Source organism: Pseudomonas putida W15Oct28 (genome assembly GCF_000708715.2).
Classification (GTDB): Bacteria; Pseudomonadota; Gammaproteobacteria; order Pseudomonadales; family Pseudomonadaceae; genus Aquipseudomonas; species Aquipseudomonas putida_R.
The window spans coordinates 1-20,124 of the sequence record NZ_JENB01000057.1 but is presented as its reverse complement, the minus strand read 5'-3'; the positions used below and the strand labels follow the sequence as shown (position 1 = coordinate 20,124).

Below are 20,124 nucleotides of genomic sequence, written 5' to 3'. Positions count from 1 at the left end.
ATTAACATCCAGTCTATCCCGTGCAATCCACTTCATCGGTAAACCACCACCAGCATCAGGCCATCGATCAGCTCTACAGCCACCACCACAGCTGGCTGCAGAGCTGGTTGCGCAAGCGCTTGGGCAGTGCCGCCGATGCCGCGGACCTAGCCCAGGACACGTTCGTGCGGCTTCTCTGCAGTGCCGCTGGCGAACCGCTGAACTGCACGACGCCACGCGCCTATCTGGCCACCATTGCCAATCGCCTGACCATCAACTTCTACCGCCGCCGGTCACTGGAGCAAGCCTATCTGGCCGCGCTGGCGGAAACACCGGAAGCACTGGCACCGTCGTTGGAACATCAGGCGCTGGTGCTTGAAGCCCTCGACGAAGTTGACCAGGTACTTGCGCTGCTGCCAGCCCAAAGCCGGCAGGCGTTTCTGATGGCGCAGCTGGAAGGTTATACCCAAGAAGAGATCGCCAGCCGCCTGAAGCTCAGCGTACGCACCGTCCAACGTCACCTTGCCCGGGCGTTCGAGGAATGCATCGTGCTCGCCAGTCTGTGTGTGCAACATGAGTAATACGCCTATCGACCGGCGCATTGCCCGTGAAGCGGCCAACTGGTTCGTGCGCTTGCAGAACAGCAGCGCCGGCGCCGCAGAGCATGCCGCCGGCGCCGAGTGGCGAGCGCGGCACGCTGACCACGAACGCGCCTGGCAACTGGCCGAGCGCTTCAGCAGCCGGGCCCAGCAGCTTGCCGGTGAATCTGCACGGGCGGCGCTGGAGCGACCGCGCAGCCTGGAGCGCCGGCATGTACTCAAGACCCTTGCGCTGCTGATCGCCGCCGCCCCGCTTGGCCTCGCAGCCTACCGAGGGCTGCCGTGGCGCGAGTGGCGGGCGGACGCGCGCACCGCCACGGGGGAGCTACGCACCGTGCTTCTGCCGGATGGCGGGCAGATTCGTCTGAACACCGGCAGCGCCGTCGATATCGCCTACGACGCCACTGCTCGCCGCGTGCAACTGATCGCCGGCGAGATGCTGGTCGAGGTGCTGCGCGAGCCTGCAAGGCGCCCGTTCATCGTCGATACCGCCGAAGCGCAAATCACCCCGCTCGGTAGCCGTTTGCTGGTGCGTCAGTACCCAGGCAGCACGTTCCTCGCCGCGCTGGAGGGCGCTGTCGAGGTGCGGCCGAGGTTGTCACAGGGTGATGGTGGCCTGGTGCGCCTGGTTGCCGGCCAGCAAACCCATGTCAGCATCCAGGTTGCACAGCCCCCCATGCCGCTGGCCCAGCAGCATCTCGACTGGCTCAACCATGTGCTGCGGGTAGAAAAGACCCGCCTCGATGACTTCGTCAGCGAGCTGGGTCGCTATCGACCCGGCCTGTTGCGGTGTGATCCGGCCGTGGCCGGGCTGCTGATCTCCGGCACCTTCCAGTTGCGCGACACCGATCAGGTTCTGCACGCCCTGAGCCAGACATTGCCGGTGGATGTCCACTACCGGACGCCGTACTGGGTCACCCTCACGGCACGCGCAAACGCGTAGAAAAAACTTTGTCGTGTTTTCCTGAAGCTGCGTGTCCCTTCCGTAAGCACATCACTTTCACAGGGCGGGGACGAACACATGGCGACGACGCAGGGCATGCAACCATTGGCGCGGGCAGTACATGCTGCTGCACTGGGCCTGATCATCTCAGGTGGCAGCCTGGCGGCAGTTGGGGCGCAAGCCGCCGGGCAGGCCGCGCAGCAGAGCCGTACCTTCCAGGTACCCGCCGGTAACCTGAGCAGCGTCCTCGCCGAGTTCGCCAGCCAGGCGGATATCACCCTGCCCATCGAACCGGGGCTGGTGGAAGGTTTGCGCAGCCCTGGCCTGAACGCCGCCACCAGCGTGCAAGACGGCCTGCACCAACTGCTGCAGGGCACAGGCCTGCAAGCTTCACCACAAGGCAATGGTCTGTACCTGCTGACACCGCAGGCAACGGGCACAGGCATGGAACTGGGCGCTACCAGCATTACCGGGCAGGGCCTGTCGGCAACTACCGAGAACAGCGGCTCCTACACCACCGGCACGATGCAGACGGCCACCAAGCTGCCCCTTAGCCTGCGCGAAACGCCGCAGTCGGTCAGCGTGGTTACCCGCAAACGCATGGACGACAAGGCCATGACGACTATCAGCGATGTGGTCAAAAGTGCGCCGGGGATTTTCCTCAGTAACTCCGGTGGCGCTGGGCGGCCTTCTTTCAGCGCCCGCGGCTTTGACGTCGACAACATCATGTACGACGGGTTTCCCACCAGCTTCCTGACCTACCTGCCCAGTGGGGAAGCCAACCTGGCGATGTATGACCGGGTGGAGATCGTACGCGGGGCCACCGGGCTGGCCCAAGGTGCCGGCAACCCCGGTGGTGCAATCAACCTGGTCCGCAAGCGCCCGACCCGTGAATTTCAGGGCACGCTCACCGGCAGTGCCGGTAGTTGGGACGATTACACCGGCACGCTGGATGTCGGCGGCCCGCTCAATGAAAACGGCACCCTGCGTGCCCGCACCGTGGTCTCCCGGCAGGACGCCAAAAGCTTCCGTGATTCGGTAGAGAGTGATCACGACCTGTTCTACGGCGTGGTCGACGCCGACCTGAGCGAAAGCACCACCCTGACGCTGGGGGCCTACCGTCAGAAGAACCACACCAACTATATCTGGGGCGGGTTGCCCATGGCCCGAGGCGGCGGGCACCTCGGGCTGCCGCGCGACACCTTCCTGGGCCATGACTGGGAATATTCGGACAATCGCACCACCGGCTATTTCGCCACCCTGGAGCATGCCTTCGCCAACGACTGGTCGCTTCGCCTGGCAGCCATGCAGACGAAAACCGACACCGATGTATTAGCCTCTTCGGTATGGGAATACGATCGCCACTATCTATGGACAGAAGCCATGGAGCAGAAGGAAAAAGGCTACGACCTGGCACTCAGCGGCCCCTTCCAGTTGCTCGGCCAGACACACGACCTGACCGTGGGCGTCAGCAAGCGCCAGCTGGATTATCGTTCTGGCAAGGCCTGGAGCGCTTTCATCGACACCGGCAGCAACCCCTTCGAATGGAACCCCCGTGGTCATGCCAAACCGGATTACGTCACCGGTCCTGAAGGCCTGCCCGAGACCACCACACAGGACAGCGTTTATGCCAGCAGCCGCCTGCGCCTGACTGAACCCCTGTCGCTGATTCTCGGCGGCCGTCTCGACTGGTATGAATTCGACGACAGCGAAAACAGTGAAGGCAACTACAAGATCACGCGTAACCTGACCCGCTATGCCGGCCTGATCTACGACCTGGACACCCATCACTCGGTCTATGTCAGCTACACGGATATTTTCAAGCCGCAGACCAGCAAGGGCATGGACAGAAAAGTGCTCGACCCTGTGGTGGGTGAAAACTACGAAGTGGGCATCAAGGGCGAATACTTTGCTGGCGCACTGAACGCCAGCCTGGCTGTTTTTCAAATTGACCAGAAGAACCGCGCCCAAGAGTTACCCGACAACAAGGGTTGCGGTTCAGGCGCCGCCAGCGCCTGCTACGAGGCGGCCGGCCTGGTACGCAGCAAGGGCATCGACCTGGAAATTCAAGGCGCCCTGACCGACAACTGGCAGCTGGCTGCGGGCTACACCTACACCCAGACAAAATACGTCAGCGACGCCAACAAGGCCCGCGAAGGCGCAGACTTCGACCGTGCCAAACCGCGCCAGCTATTCAAACTGTCCACAATCTACAACCTGCCCGGTGAACTGCAGCGCTGGCGCGTTGGCGGTGATATCTACCAACAGAGCCGCATCCGTACCTCAGGGGGCGCCGGTAGTACTGCATGGCAAAACCAGCAGGGCTCGTACACGGTGGTTGGCCTGGTGGCAGGCTACAAGGCCAGCGAGCAGCTAGACCTGCAGGTCAACGTCAACAACCTGTTCGACCGCACCTACTACAGCAGCGTGGCCAACGGTGGGTGGAGCCCGTACGACATCTACGGTGATCCACGTAACGTGAAACTGACTGCCCGTTACAGTTTCTAGTAGCCAGTACCCTATTCAAGGCTATAGGTATCCGACGCGGTCGGTGTAGGAGCGGCCTTGCCGGTCCGCCCCTACAGGGATCGCGTCAGCGGGTTAGAACCGGGCGCGCAACGCCAGGTTGAAGTTGCGCGGCTCGCCATAGAAGTTCCAGTAGTTGGGGTTGCCCAGGGTCTGGTAGTACTTCTTGTCGAACACGTTATCCAGGTTGTACTGCACTTCCAGGTGCTTGTTGATCTCGTAGATCGCATGCAGGTTGGTGAGGTGGTAGGCGTCCTGCTGGATCTTGTAGTCCTTGCCAACCTCGGTCTGGGTCATCGTGCTCTGCGCATAGAAGCTGCCACCCACACGCAACTGGTTGAGCGCACCTGGCAGGCGGTAATCGGTCGCAACCTTGAACAAGTGACGTGGCGTGGCGCCGTTGAAGTCGTCGCCTTTCTGCTCGCCACCGATGTACTTGGACTGGGTATAGGTGTACCCCGCCGATACATTCCAGTTCGGCAGCACCTCACCGGTCAGTTCCAGCTCGATACCTCTGTTGCGCACCTTGTCGGATGCGCGGTAGCAAGCCCAGGTCTGCGCACAGGTCACCCGCTCGGCACGGCCGGTCTGGTCGGCCTGGAACAGCGCGATGGCGGTTTGCAGGCGTTTGTCCAGGAACTCGCCCTTCAAGCCGATCTCGTAGTTGCTGCCAGTCATCGGCAGGAGCGTGGTGCCATCCGGGTCCTGCGCGCTTTGGGGCTTGAAGATTTCGGTGTAGCTGGCGTAGGCCGACCAGTTTTCGTTCAGGTCCTGCACCAGGCCCGCATAAGGGGTGACTTCGCCACTTTTGGAGAAGTGCTTGTGGTCTGAGGGTTCACGCACGCCATTGGTGTCGTCCAGCGAATCGTGGCTGTACCAGCTCAGGCGGCTGCCGAGGATGAACGTGGTGCTGTCGGTGAGGCTGAACCGGCTGGCCACATACACGCCCTTCTGCTCCTGGGTGCGGTTGTATTGCCACTGGTTGACGTTGAGCGCGGTCGGGCTGGGTGGATCAAACGCTGCCAGGTTGTTCATGTCGACGATGTAGCGGTAGGTGGCATCGCGGCCGCCGTGATAGTCGAAGTCGTCCTTGTTCCAGTTGCCACCCACGATCAGCTCATGCTGGCGGCCCAGCAGCTGGAATGGGCCGGTGAAATAGCCGTCGATGCTGGTCTGGGTGTCGTCGAAGTGAAAGTGGCGCGGGTTGAGGGTGAACAGGTCGGTGCCACCGCCCGGGTAGGTGTAGTTACCCAGAAAGTCCGACTTGGCCCACATCTGGTTCACGGCCACCACGCCCTTCCAGCCATTGGCAAAGGTGTGCTGGATATCGGCAAACACGGTGGTATTGCGCTTGTCCAGGTGGTTCCAGTCGCCGGTCAGCGAGGTAGAGCGCGAAACCGGGTAGAACGCGCCGCTCTCCTTGCTGGGCAGGCCCGACCAGTCATAGCCGGAGTTGCGGTCTTTCTGGTAGCTAAACCCGAAGGTGGCCAGGGTCGACTCATCCAGGTCGGCCTCGATGATGCCGTAGAACAGCTGGTTTTCTTTCTGGGCAGTGTCCAGGTAGCTGTTGGCATTGTTGTACGTGATGACCGAGCGGCCGCGCAGGGTGCCGGCTTCGTTCAGCGGTGCAGACAGGTCGACCATGGTCTTGTAGTCGTCCCAGGAGCCGACCGAGGTTTCGATCAACGCCTGGCGTTCGGCCGTGGGCCGCTTGCGGATCAGGTTGATGGAGGCCGACGGGTTACCCGCGCCTTCCATCAGGCCAGTGGCGCCCCGCACCACTTCGACGCGGTCGTAGATGTCGGTGTTGGGCTTGGAAATGGTGTCCATCGAGTAGGGGTTGCCGATGTTGGTCGGCACACCGTCAATCTGCAGGTTTTCGACCGTCTGCCCACGGGCCTGGTACAACGAGCGCTCGCTGCCGTTCTTGATGATGGTGACGCCGGTGGCGTTACGCATGACGTCGTCGAGGTTTTTCATGTTCTGGTCATCCATGCGCTGGCGGGTAACCACGGTGACCGACTGCGGCGTTTCGCGCAGGCTCATCGCCAGCTTGGTGGCGGTGGACGAACGACCGGTTGCGTAGGCACCGGTGCCCTCCGTCAAGTCGCCCAGGCCCTGACCGGAGATGGTGGTGCTGCCCAGGGTCACGGCCCCGGCTGCGCCCTCGGCCTGACGCACCAGCTGGAATTCCCGCTCGCCCGTGCGCACCGCCTCCACACCGCTGCCGGCCAGCATCTGCGCCAGCGCCTGCTCAACACTGGTGGCGTGCACCCCTTGGCTCTGCTTGTTGGCAGTGAGCGTGGCATCACCGCCAATCAACAGCCCGGCCTGGCTGGCCAGCAGGTTCAGTTGCCGTGCCAGCGGCCCGGCCGGGATGTCGAACACCACGCCTTGGGCCGCCCCACTGCTGTCGGCCTGGGCGCAAGCAGCATGACTGCCAAGGGCAAGGAGGATGGCCAGAGCCAGGGGATGATGGCGTGAGAACGCAGTGTCGCGAAGCAGCATGAAAGGGGTCCTTCCGTCAGCAGGATGAAGTAGCGTCATCCCACCAAGCGCATGAGCGTCGCAAAACCAGAAAAAGAATTTTGATAATTTTTCAGCGGGCCTCGATGGAGACCCACCAAGGCAAGGTGCGCACCACCCGAATGGGTAACGCACGCTCGAGCATGGCCAAGGTGCGGTCCGTTTCCAGCAACGAGAAGGTACCCACTGCACGCAAGTTGCCCAGCGCAGGGTCCATGCCCAGGTGGCCATGGCGGTAGTCGCGCAGAACGTCGATTACCTGGCCCAATGGCATGTCTTCGGCCACCAGCACACCGCGGCTCCAGTCCTGGCGCAGGGCTTGTGCAACCGTCGACGCGCCAGCCTGCTGTGCGTCGAACACCACCATTTGCCCGGCGCCCAGGGTGGTTTGCACACCACTGCCGGAACAGGTTGCTTGCACGGCGCCTTCAAACACGCTCAAGGAAGTTGCCAGCCCCTGATCCCGAACGCTGAACCGTGTGCCAAGCGGTTGCATGCGCCCTGCCCGCGTGACGACGGTAAAGGGCCGAGGGTCTTTGCCGGTTTCAATCAGGATTTCGCCGCGGTACAGGCGCAATTGCCGTACGCCTTGATCGAACTGCACATCCAGCGCCGTCCCACCGTTCAGCCACAGCTGGCTGCCATCGGCCAACGTGAGCGGTCGCACTTCGCCCAGGCCGGTGCGGTAGGTGGCGAACCAGGCACGCGGTGAGTCCACCCAACCGCGCTGCCAGCCGCCCCACCCCAACAGCCCCGCAGTACCTGCCACACAGAGGCTGCCAAGCACGGCCCGGCGCGACTGCTGGCCACGGCGAACGCTGTCGAATACCTGCCGCGCCTGCTCTGCCTGGCCATCGAGGTTGCCGAAGCGCTGGTTGATGTTTTCTACGTAGGACCAGGCCAGGCGATGGCGCGCATCCTCACTTAGCCAGGCATGCCATTGTGCTTGGGTTGCGGCGTCATGCTGCGCCGCGTGCAACCGCGCGAACCATCCCGCAGCCGCCTGCAGCACGGCATGGTCAAGTGGCACCCGGCTCATGCCAGCGAGTCATCCAGTTCGGCTTCCAGCAGCAGGCATTGGTACATTGCCTGCGCCAGGTAACTGTTCACGGTGCGCTCGCTCACGCCCAACTGCTCGGCGATTTCGCGCTGCTTCATGCCCTGCAACTGCGCCATGGAAAACGCCTCGGCCACCCGCTTGGGCATGCGCTCGAACATGGCCTGCAGTTGCCCAAGGGTTTCAAGGATGACCGCCTGGTGCTCCAGCGAAGGCGCCAGTTGCTCGGGCTGGGCTGCCAGCACTTCCAGGTAAGCCTGCTCCACCCGCCGCCGCCGCCAGAAGTCCACACACGCATTGCGCGACATGCGCCCCAGGTAAGCACGGGCGTGCTCCTGGTCATTGAAGGCACGTGGTTTGGTCAGCAGCCGCACGAACACATCCTGCGCCAACTCCGCCGCATCGTGGGCATTGCCCAGCTTGCGCTGCAGCCACTGTCGGATCCAGCCGTGGTGGGAACGGTAGAGTTGCTCCAGTTCGAAACCAGGGGCTGGGGTGCTGGGCGGGGCATTCATGGGGGACGCCATTATGCTAATAGGAATTATTAGCAATGGTAGCTTGGATGAATGGCGCCGGGCAATTGGGTGGTTAATCACGCTGCCAGATCGGCAAGAAACACAGAGTGACAGTTAAAGCCGAGCGTTCTGGGGTTACGGAACCTTTATGACCGGCAACTTCCCATTACGAGAGAGTCAATTGCCCCCAAGCTGAAGAGGAGCGTTTTCGACATCAGAATGCGCAAAGTCACACTAGGGTCCGGGAAGAAATCTGTGCTCACGACTCCGTGGAAATACCCAGAAAATCAGCGAGTAAAGCCGCCCTGCCACGTGGACTGGAGAATGATGCAGACGAGCGTATTCAGCACACGCTCAACGAGCTTCAGGGAGCAGGTATAGAGGTCGAAACCTGCGGTTTGAGCATCCGTGGCTAGCGTTGCATGATATAAGGGAATCCCGTACATTCATATGCACACAGTAATCGAGACGCCCACGTTTCAGAGAGCTGCAGCCAGGTTGTGGTCTGAAGAAGAACGCTTAGCTTTCATCGGCTGGATTGCGATCAATCCGCTCGCAGGAGATGTCATACCCGGCGCGGATGGCGCGAGAAAAGTACGTTGGAACCGCTCTGGCTGCGGTAAATCCAGCGGCACTCGAGTGATTTACTTCAACCTGCACGAAGATGAAATTGTGCTGTTGCTAACCGTGTATACCAAGGCGGAGCGCAGCAACATGAGCCCTGCCGAAATCAGCAAGGTGGTATGAAATGCGTGATATTGAAAGCATTGCCAAGGCCATCGAGGCCGATGCAGGTGAACCGCTACCCGACCTGCGCCAGGCACTCAAAGAAGCAAAGGCGGGTGCCGGACGAGTTACAACTCCAGAGCAGATTCTGGTACGCCAGGCCCGCGAGCGCTGCGGCCTGACCCAGGCGTCTTTTGCCGAGCGCATCGCAACGCCAGTGGCGACCCTGCGGGATTGGGAACAGGGCCGCTTCGTGCCTCCGGGTGGTGTGCTGTGCCTTTTGCGGCTGATCCTCAAGCACCCTGAGCTATCACAGGAACTGGCCAAGATCTGACCGCAGTTTCCACTGGCCTTATCGCCGACCTTAGAGTCGGCGATTAAGCCATCCCGTTCGCTCAAAGCGCCTGCATCTCGGCAATATCCCGCGCCACCTGGTCCGCAGAATGGTCGAACATTGCCTGCTCCTGCGCATCCAGCGGCAACTCGATCACCCGCGTGAGGCCTGCTTCTGCCAGTACACAGGGCACGCCCATGGCAATGTCCGTGCGCCCGTATTCACCCTCCAGAATCGCCACTGCCGGCAAGATGCGGTTTCGCCCATTGGCGATGGCATCCACCATCTGCGCAATGGCCACGCCCGGCGCATCGCAGGCGCTGCCCAGCTTTTTCAAGCCCAGAATCTCGCCGCCACCCTTGCGCGTGCGCTCGACGATCTGCTCGATCTGTTCACTGGACAGGAAGTGCGACAGCGGCACCGAGCCGATCTGGCAGTAACGCATCAGCGGCACCATGCTGTCGCCATGCCCGCCCAGCACCAGCGCCGTGATATCCCGGGCAGAAAACCCGGTTTGCTCGGCGATGAAACACTTCATGCGCGCGGTATCCAGCACCCCCGCCTGCCCGAACACCTTGTCGCGGCCAAGGCCACTGACGCTCCAGGCGCGGTAGGTGAGCACGTCGACCGGGTTGGACACCACCAGCACCGTCGCTGCCGGCGCATGCTGTTTGATGTCGGCCATGATGCTGTCGATGATTGGCAGGTTGATGCTCAGTACGTCCTGGCGCGACTGGCCGGGCTTGCGCGGCACGCCTGCGGTAATCACCACCAGCTCGGAGCCCTCCAGCATGTCGGCTTTGGCCCCGCCGTAAACCCGGGTATCGGAGCCGGATTCCACGGCTGCCTGCCACACGTCCAGCGCCTTGCCTTGCGCCAGCTCACCCTGCACATCCATCAGCACCAGCTCACGGCACAACTCGTCCCGGGCGATGATCTGCGCCGCCGCCTCGCCGACCAAGCCGGCGCCCACGATTGAAAGTTTGTTCACCTGACACCTCCCAGCGGCGCGTGCCACCAGGAACACGCCTGCATATACAGAGAAGTATTGCCCGTCGAGGCGAAAAGGCTACCCAAAGGCTGATGACCGGCGACTGAGTGGACGCTAAAGCTGACTTGCCGGGGCTAAACGAACCTTTAACCGCGCATCTGCCAGAGAATGAAATCCACTTTCTTCAGGTCGGTCAGCTTGTTGTGCTCTGGGGTCAGCTGGTTGAACTGGTCAATCCAGCTGGCACCCTGGCTGGATGCGAGGAAGGCCTGGTACCAGTCTTCCATCTTCGCGTAGCAGCCCTTGGCGTCCTCGATTTTTTTACGCGAATAGTAGGCCGGCGCCTTCTGGTTGATGTTGCGCAACACATGAATATCCCAGACCGGTTTGCCAGGGTTCAACGTCGCAACCAGCTTGCTGGAGAACGAAGGCTCATAACGGCCGGTGGCTTCGTACATATGATCGAGCACGTCGCCAAACGTAGGCTGCGCGCCCTTCATTTGCTGCATCAACTGGTAGTAGGCGCCATACCAGGACCGCTCACGCCGCTGGACGCGATAAAACCCGTTGTACATGCGCTGGAACACTGCGTCGGTCGAAACGTCCACCGTCTCCACTTGGTCCATCAGGGCCAGGTATTTCTGGATGCCAGGCTTGGCGTTGATAATGGCAGAGGTCACATCAGTGCTGACCATAGTGTGTACTTCCTTGGTTGGCTGACAGTTGCCCGGTGACAGGCGCTTACTGGGTATCGGTTTGACCACGTCGCGCTTGAGCGATCATGTCATCCAGTTGTTTGATCAGATCGTCTGCGTCGATTTCTTGAAACGGTCCACAGGACGCCGCAATGATGTGCTCCGCAAACTGCGGGCTGTATTCCGGCGCTGCGCTGGCAGGGTCGTTAGGGTCAATGCTCGTGTACCACCATTGGCCGTCTACCTCCTCCCCGTAAAGGCGGCCCTCCTCCTGTAGTGCGAACAGGGTCATCTGAACTTCGATTCCCGCCAGATGGGCGCCCTGTGGCATTAGCCGCAGGAACAGGTCCGGAGCACTGATGCCGTCGGCTGCGTATTGAACAATCAGTGCTTTCACCTTCTCGATGTCGCTCATCGCGATGCCCTCTTTATCGCTGCTGCACCCTCGACGCAGGGCGCGGGAATACCGTGGTCAAGGTAGTTGCCTTGCCAACGAGGGCCATATTGAACTCCAATAGGGACAGTTTCTGTCCGGATTCAAACAAAATGATCAATCGTGCCCATCGCCGCGACTATTTGCGCCAAATTCTTCACGCAGCGGGTGAGCCACTCTCCACCGCCGACGTGCACGCGAGGATGGTTGCGTGGGTTCGGCGCCATGGGGATGACAGTGACGACCAGCACGAAAAAACCACCATCAGGGATTTGAAGGTGCTTGAAGAGCTGGACTACGTGAAGTCGCTAACGGACCCGGCAGACAAACGAAAGTTGGTCTGGTTTGCGGTGGGCCGAAGCCATTCGCTGGTGCTTTCACCTACAGACGCCATGTCACTCTGGGCGGTTTTCCAGCACGCCGAGCGATTCGGCCTGCAATCAGCCACCGATGAGTTGAAGGGCTTGCGCGACTATGCGGAACTGGTGATGCAGGACGGCGCTGAGCGCAAACTGAACTTCACCAAGCGTATTACTTCGGGAACGCGGTTCACCCAACTGCAGCCGGGCAAGTACAAAGCACGACACCTTCAGTTGATACAGACGGCTATCCTCGAAAACAGAGCCCTCGAGGTCTGGTATCGCCCGCGTAATACCGACGGTGTCGAGTGTGTCTACCAGCTGAAGCCACTGGGTTTGTCACACCAGGATTCCAATATTTACCTCTCTGCCTATGTCACTGAAGAACAGTGGCTGGGCAAAGCACCCGACCCCGACGTGCCACGAGGCAAGTACAGCAGCAACGGGCCCAACACACTGTGCGCGCTGATGCTGCACAGGATGACCAAGGTAGAACCGGGCAAGCGGACAATCGCGGACCCGGAGGGTTACGATATTCACGCAGACGAAGCCCAGAGAGACTTGGTGAGCATCCACTCCCCCGCGAAGAAAACGCGCCTTCGCCTTAGCGAGAACCTGTACAACCGCCTTGCTGAAAACCCGCTGCATAAAAACCAGAAGCTGCTGCCGGACGGCGACAAATGGCTGCTGGCCTGCAAGGTTCGCGATACCCAGGGGCTACGGTTGTTTCTGATGGCCAATGCTGCCGATATCGAGGTGCTAGAGCCGCTTGCCTTGAGGGCGCACATCCATGAAATGCTTACCCTCGCGTTAAAGACCTACGAACACTGAACAACACGGTTCCAAAACCACCTTCCTCGCCCTACAATTGCAACTGATTCCTATCTGCACCTAATCCATGGAAACAGGAAAGTGCCCACTGACGCCCCGTTGCAACCCCTCGATAGCCTTTATCGCGACCACCACGGCTGGCTGCAAGGCTGGCTGCGTCAGCGCCTGGGTGATCGTGAGCGGGCGGCGGACATTGCCCAGGACACGTTCCTGCGCCTGCTGGTAACACGGCGCCTGCCGGAGCAGAGCGATGGGCGCCGGTTCCTGGCCCAGATAGCCCGCAACCTGGTCATCGACCAATGGCGCCGGCAACGCATCAAACAGGCTTACCTGGAAAGCCTCGCCGCCCTGCCCGAGCCAGAAAGCCCGTCGCTGGAAACCCGCGCCATCGTGATCGAAACCCTGATGCAGATCGACGCCATGCTCGACAGCATGCCGGCGAAGGTGCGCGAGGCGTTCTTGCTGTCGCAGTTCGAAGGGCTGACCTACCCCCAGATTGCTGAACGTCTCGAAGTCAGCGTCAGCTCGGTGCAAAAGTACATGCTGCGGGCCATCACCGCCTGCTATCAGGTGCTGTACGCCGAATGAAAACCGCCAGCGAAGCGCCCATCGCCGCAGCCATCGTCGAGCAGGCCAGCCATTGGCTGATGCTGCGCTGGAGCGGCGAACTGGACCAGGAACAACAGCGTCGCTTCGCGCAATGGCGCGCTGAAAACCCCGAACATGATCGGGCGTGGCAACGCCTGGAGCATCTGCAAAGCACCCTGAGCGGCGTGCCAGCGGACACTGCGCTGGCCGTGCTGCGTGAGCAGCCGGATGCGCGCCGCCGCCAGACGCTCAAGCTGCTCGGCACACTGCTGTTGGCCGGCGGGGGCAGCTATCTGATGCAGTCACAGCTGCCCTGGCGCGAGGCCATGGCAGACCTGCGCAGCGGCACCGGCGAACGCTTGCAACGCACGCTGGCCGATGGCAGCCGGCTAAGCCTTAACAGCGGTAGCGCGGTGGATATCCTTTTCAACGCCAGCGAGCGGCGCATTCGCCTGCTAGCCGGGGAGTTGCTGCTCGACAGCGGCCATGACCCGGCGCAACGTCCCTTGATCGTGGACGCCGCAGCCGGGGAAATCCAGGCGCTGGGCACGCGGTTTTGCGTGTACCAACGTGACGATGACATTCAGGTCGACCTGTTCGAGGGCGAACTGGAACTGCGACCGCGTCAGGCGCGGGCCAAACGCCTGCAAGCCGGACAAGGCTGCTGGTTTTCCGCAACCCGGTTCGGTGACATCGCGCCAGCCAACCTCAACGCCATCGCCTGGCACGATGGCCGGCTGATCGCCGAGCGCATGCCGCTGGGGCAGTTCATCGCAGAACTGGCGCGCCATCGCCCCGGCAGGCTGCGCTGCGACCCGGCCGTCGCCGCACTGCCGCTAACGGGCGTTTTCCCCTTGGCAGACACCGACCGCGTACTGACGGCACTTGAGCAGTCGCTACCGGTAAAAGTGCACAGGCTGACACGCTTCTGGACCACGATCAGCCCCGCGTAACAGGCGTCGCAGGCACCGGCCGCTCTGAATGAAAAAAATTACTGCTGCCCATTGTCGGTTTTGCCGACTCGTTCGGGATACCTCTTGAATTCAACCAAGAAGCATTCTCAAGAGGAACATTCAGAATGCCGTATCTGCCCACACCCTCCCGTTCGCGATTGAGCCATGCGGTTCGTCACGCCCTGTTTGCCGGCTTGCTCTGCGGCGGGCCCCTGCTGCTTGCGCTGGCCGCAACACCGGCCGGCGCAAGCGAGCAATCACACACCTACGCCATCCCCGCCGGCGGCCTGGACCAGGCGCTGAACCGCTTCGCGAGCGAGGCCGGCATCCTGCTTTCGGCCGATGCCCAGCTCACCGCCGGCAAGCGCAGCGCCGGGCTGAACGGCAGCTATTCCGTTGAAGATGGCCTGGCCCTGCTGCTGTCCGGCACCGGCCTTAGGGCACTCAACAGCGGTGGCAACTACACGCTGGAGGCGGCTGCCGATACCGGTGGTGCCATGGAGTTGAGTGCAACCAACATCGTCAGCAACCAGCTGGGCACCGTTACCGAGGGCACAGGCTCTTACACGCCCGGCACCATCGCCACGGCCACCCGAATGGTACTGACCCCCAGGGAAACCCCGCAGTCGATCAGCGTGGTCACCCGCCAGCACATGGATGACTTTGCCCTTAACAGTGTCGACGCCGTAATGCGCCACACCCCGGGCATCACCGTGTCGGCCTACGACACCGACCGCACCAACTACTATTCGCGCGGCTTCTCGATCAACAACTTCCAGTACGACGGCATCCCCTCCGCCGTGCGCAACGTCGCCTACTCGGCGGGCAACACCCTGAGCGACATGGCGATATACGACCGCATCGAAGTGCTCAAGGGCGCATCCGGCCTGCTCAGCGGCGCAGGCTCGCTGGGCGGCACCATCAACCTGGTGCGCAAAAAGCCTACCGCCGACTTCCACGGCCACGTCACCCTGGGCGCGGGCTCCTGGGATAACTACCGCAGCGAACTGGACGTGAGTGGCCCGCTGACCGAAACCGGCAACGTACGCGGCCGGGCCGTGGCTGCCTACCAGGACAGGCACTCGTTCATCGACCGCTACTCCAGCCAGAGCTCGGTGTTTTACGGCATCCTCGAGTTCGACCTGTCCCCCGACACCCTGCTGACCGTGGGCGCCGACTACCAGGACAACGACCCCAAGGGCTCCACCTGGTCCGGCAGCTTCCCGCTGCTCAATTCCAAGGGCGAGCGCAACGACGCCAAGCGCTCGTTCAGCAACTCGACCGACTGGAGCAGCTGGCAGCAATACACCCGCACCGTGTTCGCCACCCTGGAGCACGAGCTGGGCGACGGCTGGGTGACCAAGCTGCAACTGGACCACAAGTACAACGGCTACGACGCCCAGATGGGCGCCATCCAGTTCGACCAGCCGCAGACTGACGGCAGCGCCGAAATCAACGCGCAGCGCTACAAGGGCGACACCACCAGCGACTCCGCCGACCTGTACGTGAGCGGCCCGTTCAGCATGCTGGGCCGCGAGCACGACCTGGTGCTGGGCGGCTCGATCAGCAAGGCCCACTGGAAGGGCAAGGGCTACTGGGACGAAACCTTCTCGGTACCCAACCGCGTGGACTACAACAACTGGCACGGCAACCTGCCCAAGCCCGACTGGGGCCCGGTGTCGCAGTACACCGACGACGTCATCCGCCAGACCGGCGTGTACCTCACCACCCGCCTGAACGTCACCGACGACCTGAAAGTGCTGCTGGGCGGCCGCGTGGTCAACTACAGCCTGACCGGCCTGACCCCGACCTACACCGAGTCCGGGCGCTTCATTCCCTACGCCGGCGCCATCTACGACCTGAACGAGAACTTCTCGGTCTACGCCAGCTACACCGACGTGTTCATGCCCCAGGAAAACTACAACCGCGACCGCGACAACAAACTGATCGAGCCGGATGAAGGCGAAAACTACGAAGTCGGCATCAAGGGCGAGTTCTTCGACGGCCGCCTGAACGCCAGCCTGGCCTACTTCGAAGTCAAGGAAACCAACCGCTCGGTGCCCGACGATGCCTTCAACAACCAGTCCCCTACCCCACCCAACTACGCGTTCAAGGGCAGCAAGGCCACCACCAAGGGCTACGAGCTGGAAGTGTCCGGCGAACTGGCCCCCGGCTGGCAGGTGCAGGGCGGCTACACCCACAAGGTGGTGCGCGACAGCAACGACGTGAAGCTGTCCACCTTCGAGCCTGAAGACCAACTGAGCTTCTACACCATCTACAAGCTCACCGGCGACCTGGACAAGCTCTCCATCGGCGGCGGTGCGCGTTGGCAGAACAAGGCCTGGCAGCAAATCTGGAACAGCCCCAAGGGAAGAAACGAGGACGTTGTCCAGGAATCCTACTGGGTGGTGGACCTGATGACCGGCTACCAGATCACCCCGAACCTGTCGGCGACGGTGAACCTGAACAACATCTTCGACAAGTATTACTACACCAACGTCGGGTTCTATAACTCGGCCATTTACGGCGAACCACGCAACGTCATGTTTACTACCCGCTGGGACTTCTGAGGCTATCGCCGGCCTGGAAAAATTGTGGCCTACGACCCTGCAGTTTTTCCAGGCCCAAACACGGGCACTGGTGAGAGCAACTGTCTTGTTCAAAATCCAAGAGTTTGCGCGATCACTGTGGGAGCGGGCGCGCCCGCGAACACCGGCTTCGCCGGTGCCATCCACCAAGCTGGGTTCTTCGCGGGTGAACCCGCTCCCACAGGAACCGCCCAGGCTTCAGGCTTATGCAGTACATGTGGGAGCGGCTTCAGCCGCGAACACCGGCGAAGCCGGTGCCATCCACCGCGCTGGGTTCTTCGCGGGCATGCCCACACAGGGACCACCCAGGCTTCAGGCTTATGCAGTACTTGTGGGAGTGGCTTTAGCCGCGAACACCGGCGAAGCCGGTGCCATCCAACGCGCTGGGTTCTTCGCGGGCATGCCCGCTCCCACAGGGACCGCCCAGGCTTCAGGCTTATGCAGTACTTGTAGGAGCGGCCTTGTGTCGCGAAAGGGCCGCAACGCGGCCCCAAGATTTCAGCCGAAACACACATATTCGCGAGGCTGCACCGCTCTCATCCCGCCGCCCCGGCTAACCGGCTGGATCCTCATCATCCTGCGCCAACACCCTCCCACACTGCTCACTGGCCAACCGGCTGATAATCCGGATCGCCTGATGGATCCCAGCCGTGTTGCGAAAGCTCAACTGCGGGTTGTGTTCACACTCCAGCATTTCGTCGTGCTGGACCAGGGCCTCGCCTAGCAATTCGAGGGTCCAGGCGTAGCTTTGGATGGTGGATAGGCGTTCTTAGTCAGTCATGACGCACCTCCGATTGGACGGAGACGAAGCGGGATTGGCTGACTGTGAAATATCTTAGGGCCGTCGAGGAACGACGGAGGTGAACGGATGCGAGGGTCTGTAACGGATTTACGGTGGTCATGCATGAGTTCCTTTCGTGATGGAACTGCCACCGCTCGCGGCCAAGCAAGTTAAGGTGGCAGCAGTACGCGGGTTGGCCGACCGGGACGAAAGGAGCCCGGCACACCCGAAGGTGTCCCGCGCACCACCGCCATAACACGACATCGCGGGCACAAAAAAGCGCCTGCGATGAAGACTGGGCGCTGATGCGCCTTTCGATTCCGACCGGCCAAGGTCGCGTCGCCGATGCTTCGGCGACTGAGGGACTTTATTCCTGGGTGGCTGTTTTCGCAAGTTTTCGAGGGTATGAGAGGACTGCGCGTTTCGTAGGAAATCGCTCGCCAGGGGTAACGCACACATTCCAGGACTTATGCGGTCCGTGTAGGAGCTGGCTTGCCTGCGATGGGCTGCGCAGCAGCCCCATACCCCGACCTGGCAGGCATAACCTACCAGCGGCCTTCAACAGAGGGGGCCATCTGCATCCCAGATATCTGGCCCACCCCTCATAAACAACCTCGCCTAACCCTCCAGCTCATGGCCGTTTCGCTCCATCACCTTCCCACACTGCTCACTGGCCAACCGGCTGATGATCCGAATCGCCTGATGGATCCCGGCCGTGTTGCGAAAGCTCAGTTGCGGGTTGTGTTCGCACTCCAGCATTTCGTCATGCTGGACTAGGGCCTCGCCTAGCAGTTCGAGCGTCCAGGCGTAGCTTTGAATGTTGGACAGGCGTTCTTGGTCAGTCATGGCGCACCTCCGATTGGGCGGAGACGATGCTGGGTTTGCTGAGGGTGAAGTAGCTGGGGACCGTCGAGGAACGACGGTGGAGAACGAATGCGAGGATCCTGAACAGACTTGAGATGAGCATGCATGCGGTCCTTTTCGATTGAAGCACCACGCTAACCGTCGCCAAACGATTAGGGTGGCAGCTGTACGCAGGTTGGCGAACCGAGGAAAAGGAACTCGGCAGACCCGAAGGTCTCCCACGCACAGCCGCCATTACACGAAACTGCGGACGCAAAAAAAGCGCCTGCAATCGTGGTCGGGGGCGCCGATGCGCCTTTTCGTTCGGGTCGCCAAACCCGGTCGCGGAATTGGCCGCGACTGGAGTACGGTATCGCTGCGGGGATTCTAATGCAAGATTGTGCGGTGTACGAATGGTCGCGAAAGACTGTAGGCAAAAGCCAGCCAAAGGGCGAGCTGAAGCTAAGCAGCCTGGAAAAGGCCAACTGGGTCTGTTGCGGAGACAGGAACCAAACACTACACCTGCAGACCACGTAATATATGGAATCCGTGAAAACTGATAGGGCTACGTATCCCCAAACGTATCCCTAAACCAAATTCTACCTGAGCTGTGCTAAAGAGAGACTGATCTGCCCCATGTTAAGCGAGGCGCAGTATAGCGAGGCGAAGGGGTAATTTATGCGAGCAAGAATACAGGATACGAGCCACCGCTTCATTTTGGCTATTTAGTTTGAGGAGGTACCCGTTGGCCAAGCGCGTCAACAGAGTTTTCGACATGCGTAACAAAAGCCTTCACATCATCCATAGTTTCTTCGACCCGCTCAGTAGAGAAATATTGCTGATTACCTTCTTTGTCCCTTCCATTGCGGTGTACCACATCGTGGCGAAGCACTATCGTTTTGTGCAGGCGACGCTTGAGATCCTTGTCGGGGAAAATCTCTATTTGAAGCGCGATACTGAAAATGACCTCAATTTTGGCTAGATTGTGGTACAGCAGTCCACGCAGGTAGGTTTGAACCCGTTCTTCAACTATTTTCGGATTTTCCAGAATATCATTTAGAGAAATTTTTTCTGCTGAAAGCTCTTTATCTTCGGCAACCAGGCGCTGCATCGCCGAGGAGTCTTTCAACACCGCTCTCAGAAGCGTATCCCCAAGGTAGGCTTCCATAGCGCTGATTGTCTCAGCAAAAACCATCCTATTGATTATTGACGCAGATCGCTTCAGCACTCCTGTCCCGCCAATTCCGTATTCAGCAAGCACATCTCCCAGGTGATGCTGGTTGGACTCGAATACATCGAACGGGTTTGGAGGTGTGTAGTCGTTTAACCAATCATCCTCACCAGGGCCATCAGCTGAAAATGGTGCTTCGTCAGCATGCACTTCGACGTGAGGGTATTCATCGAGCTCTACAAAGCAACCTGCCGGGGAATTCTGCACATGAACGCTGAATGGGGCGCCACATTCATTGCATTCAATGTCAGTGTCATCCTCTGATAGCGAGTCGGATAGAGGCTCTACGCACCAGTCGACTTCAGGCACATCGACGGTCACGGAAGCGGACTTCTTGCACTCCGGGCATTCAAATCTTGCGGTAGTGGTGAGTTGAGCCATTAAGCAGATTCCCTGTTGTTGGTGTGGCGATCATCTTGGCACTTGAACTGCTAGACCCTCATAGTCCCGCTATGCGTTCATGCCTATCAGAAGCCAATTGTCCACTTAGAAGTAGAGCTTTGGAAGACATCAATGGCACCAAGCCCCGTGGCACGGGGGGAATTTGTCAACTCACTGGGGGCCTGTGTCGTTTCCTTCCACACGGGGTCGGAAACCCGCGCCATCGCGCCATCGCGTTAGCGGGC

The 20,124-nt window shown here is 60.8% G+C and carries 19 protein-coding genes; 9 read left to right on the top strand and 10 right to left on the bottom strand.

All coding sequences use genetic code 11. From position 1 onward, the window contains the following. Window positions 1–20: 20 nt before the first annotated feature. The 3 genes from AK81_RS25170 (at window position 21) to AK81_RS25160 (ending at window position 4,029) form a co-directional block, all read left to right on the top strand. Entirely contained in the window at window positions 21–560 is a 540-nt protein-coding gene (locus AK81_RS25170; RefSeq protein ID WP_050491949.1) for a sigma-70 family RNA polymerase sigma factor, read from the top strand. Continuing rightward, window positions 553–1,521: a FecR domain-containing protein gene (locus AK81_RS25165; protein ID WP_043203601.1), complete on the top strand. Its 969-nt coding sequence runs from the start codon at window positions 553–555 to the stop codon at window positions 1,519–1,521. Before AK81_RS25170 ends, AK81_RS25165 begins: the two co-directional genes overlap by 8 nt. Before the next feature lie 78 nt (window positions 1,522–1,599). Further along, window positions 1,600–4,029, top strand: a complete 2,430-nt coding sequence (locus AK81_RS25160) for a TonB-dependent siderophore receptor (protein WP_043203600.1) — start codon at window positions 1,600–1,602, stop codon at window positions 4,027–4,029. A gap of 93 nt (window positions 4,030–4,122) precedes the next feature. Here AK81_RS25160 and AK81_RS25155 read toward each other — a convergent pair whose 3' ends face one another. From AK81_RS25155 to AK81_RS25145, 3 genes are all read right to left on the bottom strand, one after another. Continuing rightward, window positions 4,123–6,555 (bottom strand): TonB-dependent siderophore receptor, encoded by a 2,433-nt coding sequence (locus AK81_RS25155; protein ID WP_043203598.1) that lies wholly within the window; start codon window positions 6,553–6,555, stop codon window positions 4,123–4,125. Window positions 6,556–6,646: 91 nt separating this feature from the next. Further along, window positions 6,647–7,612 (bottom strand): FecR domain-containing protein, encoded by a 966-nt coding sequence (locus AK81_RS25150; RefSeq protein ID WP_050491948.1) that lies wholly within the window; start codon window positions 7,610–7,612, stop codon window positions 6,647–6,649. After that, window positions 7,609–8,145, bottom strand: coding sequence for a sigma-70 family RNA polymerase sigma factor (locus AK81_RS25145; RefSeq protein WP_043203596.1), 537 nt, complete (start codon window positions 8,143–8,145; stop codon window positions 7,609–7,611). The genes AK81_RS25150 and AK81_RS25145 overlap by 4 nt, the downstream gene beginning before the upstream one ends. 450 nt (window positions 8,146–8,595) lie before the next feature. Between AK81_RS25145 and AK81_RS25140 the strand changes: the two genes are divergently transcribed. Together AK81_RS25140 and AK81_RS25135 are read left to right on the top strand one after the other, a co-directional pair. Then, window positions 8,596–8,892, top strand: a complete 297-nt coding sequence (locus AK81_RS25140; RefSeq protein WP_043203593.1) for a DNA-binding protein — start codon at window positions 8,596–8,598, stop codon at window positions 8,890–8,892. 1 nt (window position 8,893) lies between these two features. Further along, window positions 8,894–9,205 carry a helix-turn-helix domain-containing protein gene (locus AK81_RS25135; protein ID WP_043203591.1) on the top strand — a complete coding sequence of 104 codons (312 nt, stop codon included), beginning with the start codon at window positions 8,894–8,896 and terminating at the stop codon, window positions 9,203–9,205. 61 nt (window positions 9,206–9,266) lie between these two features. Here the strand turns inward: AK81_RS25135 and AK81_RS25130 are convergent, their stop codons facing one another. The 3 genes from AK81_RS25130 to AK81_RS25120 all read right to left on the bottom strand — a co-directional run bounded on the left by AK81_RS25130 (window position 9,267) and on the right by AK81_RS25120 (window position 11,306). Further along, window positions 9,267–10,196, bottom strand: a complete 930-nt coding sequence (locus AK81_RS25130; RefSeq protein ID WP_043203590.1) for a malate dehydrogenase — start codon at window positions 10,194–10,196, stop codon at window positions 9,267–9,269. A 146-nt stretch (window positions 10,197–10,342) separates the two neighbouring features. Continuing rightward, a complete protein-coding gene (locus tag AK81_RS25125) occupies window positions 10,343–10,891 on the bottom strand; it encodes a hypothetical protein (protein ID WP_016501562.1) in 549 nt (182 codons plus the stop codon). A gap of 46 nt (window positions 10,892–10,937) precedes the next feature. Further along, window positions 10,938–11,306, bottom strand: a complete 369-nt coding sequence (locus AK81_RS25120) for a hypothetical protein (protein ID WP_043203586.1) — start codon at window positions 11,304–11,306, stop codon at window positions 10,938–10,940. A 131-nt stretch (window positions 11,307–11,437) separates the two neighbouring features. On the opposite strand from AK81_RS25120, the gene AK81_RS25115 reads away from it, so the two are divergent. The 4 genes from AK81_RS25115 (at window position 11,438) to AK81_RS25100 (ending at window position 16,625) form a co-directional block, all read left to right on the top strand. Continuing rightward, window positions 11,438–12,514 carry a helix-turn-helix transcriptional regulator gene (locus AK81_RS25115; protein ID WP_043203584.1) on the top strand — a complete coding sequence of 359 codons (1,077 nt, stop codon included), beginning with the start codon at window positions 11,438–11,440 and terminating at the stop codon, window positions 12,512–12,514. Between the two features lie 81 nt (window positions 12,515–12,595). After that, window positions 12,596–13,102: a sigma-70 family RNA polymerase sigma factor gene (locus tag AK81_RS25110; RefSeq protein ID WP_043203582.1), complete on the top strand. Its 507-nt coding sequence runs from the start codon at window positions 12,596–12,598 to the stop codon at window positions 13,100–13,102. Then, window positions 13,099–14,055 (top strand): FecR domain-containing protein, encoded by a 957-nt coding sequence (locus AK81_RS25105; protein ID WP_043203581.1) that lies wholly within the window; start codon window positions 13,099–13,101, stop codon window positions 14,053–14,055. The genes AK81_RS25110 and AK81_RS25105 overlap by 4 nt, the downstream gene beginning before the upstream one ends. 125 nt (window positions 14,056–14,180) lie before the next feature. Further along, complete coding sequence (locus AK81_RS25100; RefSeq protein WP_043203579.1) at window positions 14,181–16,625, top strand: TonB-dependent siderophore receptor; 2,445 nt, start codon at window positions 14,181–14,183, stop codon at window positions 16,623–16,625. 571 nt (window positions 16,626–17,196) lie between these two features. Here the strand turns inward: AK81_RS25100 and AK81_RS30545 are convergent. The 4 genes from AK81_RS30545 to AK81_RS29965 all read right to left on the bottom strand — a co-directional run bounded on the left by AK81_RS30545 (window position 17,197) and on the right by AK81_RS29965 (window position 19,879). Continuing rightward, on the bottom strand, window positions 17,197–17,397 hold the full coding sequence (locus tag AK81_RS30545; protein WP_241496116.1) for a hypothetical protein: 201 nt from the start codon (window positions 17,395–17,397) through the stop codon (window positions 17,197–17,199). A 645-nt stretch (window positions 17,398–18,042) separates the two neighbouring features. Further along, window positions 18,043–18,270 carry a hypothetical protein gene (locus tag AK81_RS25090; RefSeq protein WP_043203578.1) on the bottom strand — a complete coding sequence of 76 codons (228 nt, stop codon included), beginning with the start codon at window positions 18,268–18,270 and terminating at the stop codon, window positions 18,043–18,045. Then, window positions 18,263–18,391: a hypothetical protein gene (locus tag AK81_RS30645; RefSeq protein ID WP_275452979.1), complete on the bottom strand. Its 129-nt coding sequence runs from the start codon at window positions 18,389–18,391 to the stop codon at window positions 18,263–18,265. The genes AK81_RS25090 and AK81_RS30645 overlap by 8 nt, the downstream gene beginning before the upstream one ends. A 597-nt stretch (window positions 18,392–18,988) precedes the next feature. Continuing rightward, entirely contained in the window at window positions 18,989–19,879 is an 891-nt protein-coding gene (locus tag AK81_RS29965) for a hypothetical protein (RefSeq protein ID WP_154100849.1), read from the bottom strand. Window positions 19,880–20,124 lie beyond the last annotated feature (245 nt).

Bases quoted from the DNA above. Each gene is read 5' to 3' on its own strand.
- AK81_RS25165 (WP_043203601.1), top strand. From the start codon at position 553: ATGAGTAATACGCCTATCGACCGGCGCATTGCCCGTGAAGCGGCCAAC.
- AK81_RS25160 (WP_043203600.1), top strand. From the start codon at position 1,600: ATGGCGACGACGCAGGGCATGCAACCATTGGCGCGGGCAGTACATGCT.
- AK81_RS25155 (WP_043203598.1), bottom strand. From the start codon at position 6,555: ATGCTGCTTCGCGACACTGCGTTCTCACGCCATCATCCCCTGGCTCTG.
- AK81_RS25150 (WP_050491948.1), bottom strand. From the start codon at position 7,612: ATGAGCCGGGTGCCACTTGACCATGCCGTGCTGCAGGCGGCTGCGGGA.
- AK81_RS25145 (WP_043203596.1), bottom strand. From the start codon at position 8,145: ATGAATGCCCCGCCCAGCACCCCAGCCCCTGGTTTCGAACTGGAGCAA.
- AK81_RS25140 (WP_043203593.1), top strand. From the start codon at position 8,596: ATGCACACAGTAATCGAGACGCCCACGTTTCAGAGAGCTGCAGCCAGG.
- AK81_RS25135 (WP_043203591.1), top strand. From the start codon at position 8,894: ATGCGTGATATTGAAAGCATTGCCAAGGCCATCGAGGCCGATGCAGGT.
- AK81_RS25125 (WP_016501562.1), bottom strand. From the start codon at position 10,891: ATGGTCAGCACTGATGTGACCTCTGCCATTATCAACGCCAAGCCTGGC.
- AK81_RS25120 (WP_043203586.1), bottom strand. From the start codon at position 11,306: ATGAGCGACATCGAGAAGGTGAAAGCACTGATTGTTCAATACGCAGCC.
- AK81_RS25115 (WP_043203584.1), top strand. From the start codon at position 11,438: ATGATCAATCGTGCCCATCGCCGCGACTATTTGCGCCAAATTCTTCAC.
- AK81_RS25105 (WP_043203581.1), top strand. From the start codon at position 13,099: ATGAAAACCGCCAGCGAAGCGCCCATCGCCGCAGCCATCGTCGAGCAG.
- AK81_RS25100 (WP_043203579.1), top strand. From the start codon at position 14,181: ATGCCGTATCTGCCCACACCCTCCCGTTCGCGATTGAGCCATGCGGTT.
- AK81_RS25090 (WP_043203578.1), bottom strand. From the start codon at position 18,270: ATGACTGACCAAGAACGCCTGTCCAACATTCAAAGCTACGCCTGGACG.
- AK81_RS30645 (WP_275452979.1), bottom strand. From the start codon at position 18,391: ATGCTCATCTCAAGTCTGTTCAGGATCCTCGCATTCGTTCTCCACCGT.
- AK81_RS29965 (WP_154100849.1), bottom strand. From the start codon at position 19,879: ATGGCTCAACTCACCACTACCGCAAGATTTGAATGCCCGGAGTGCAAG.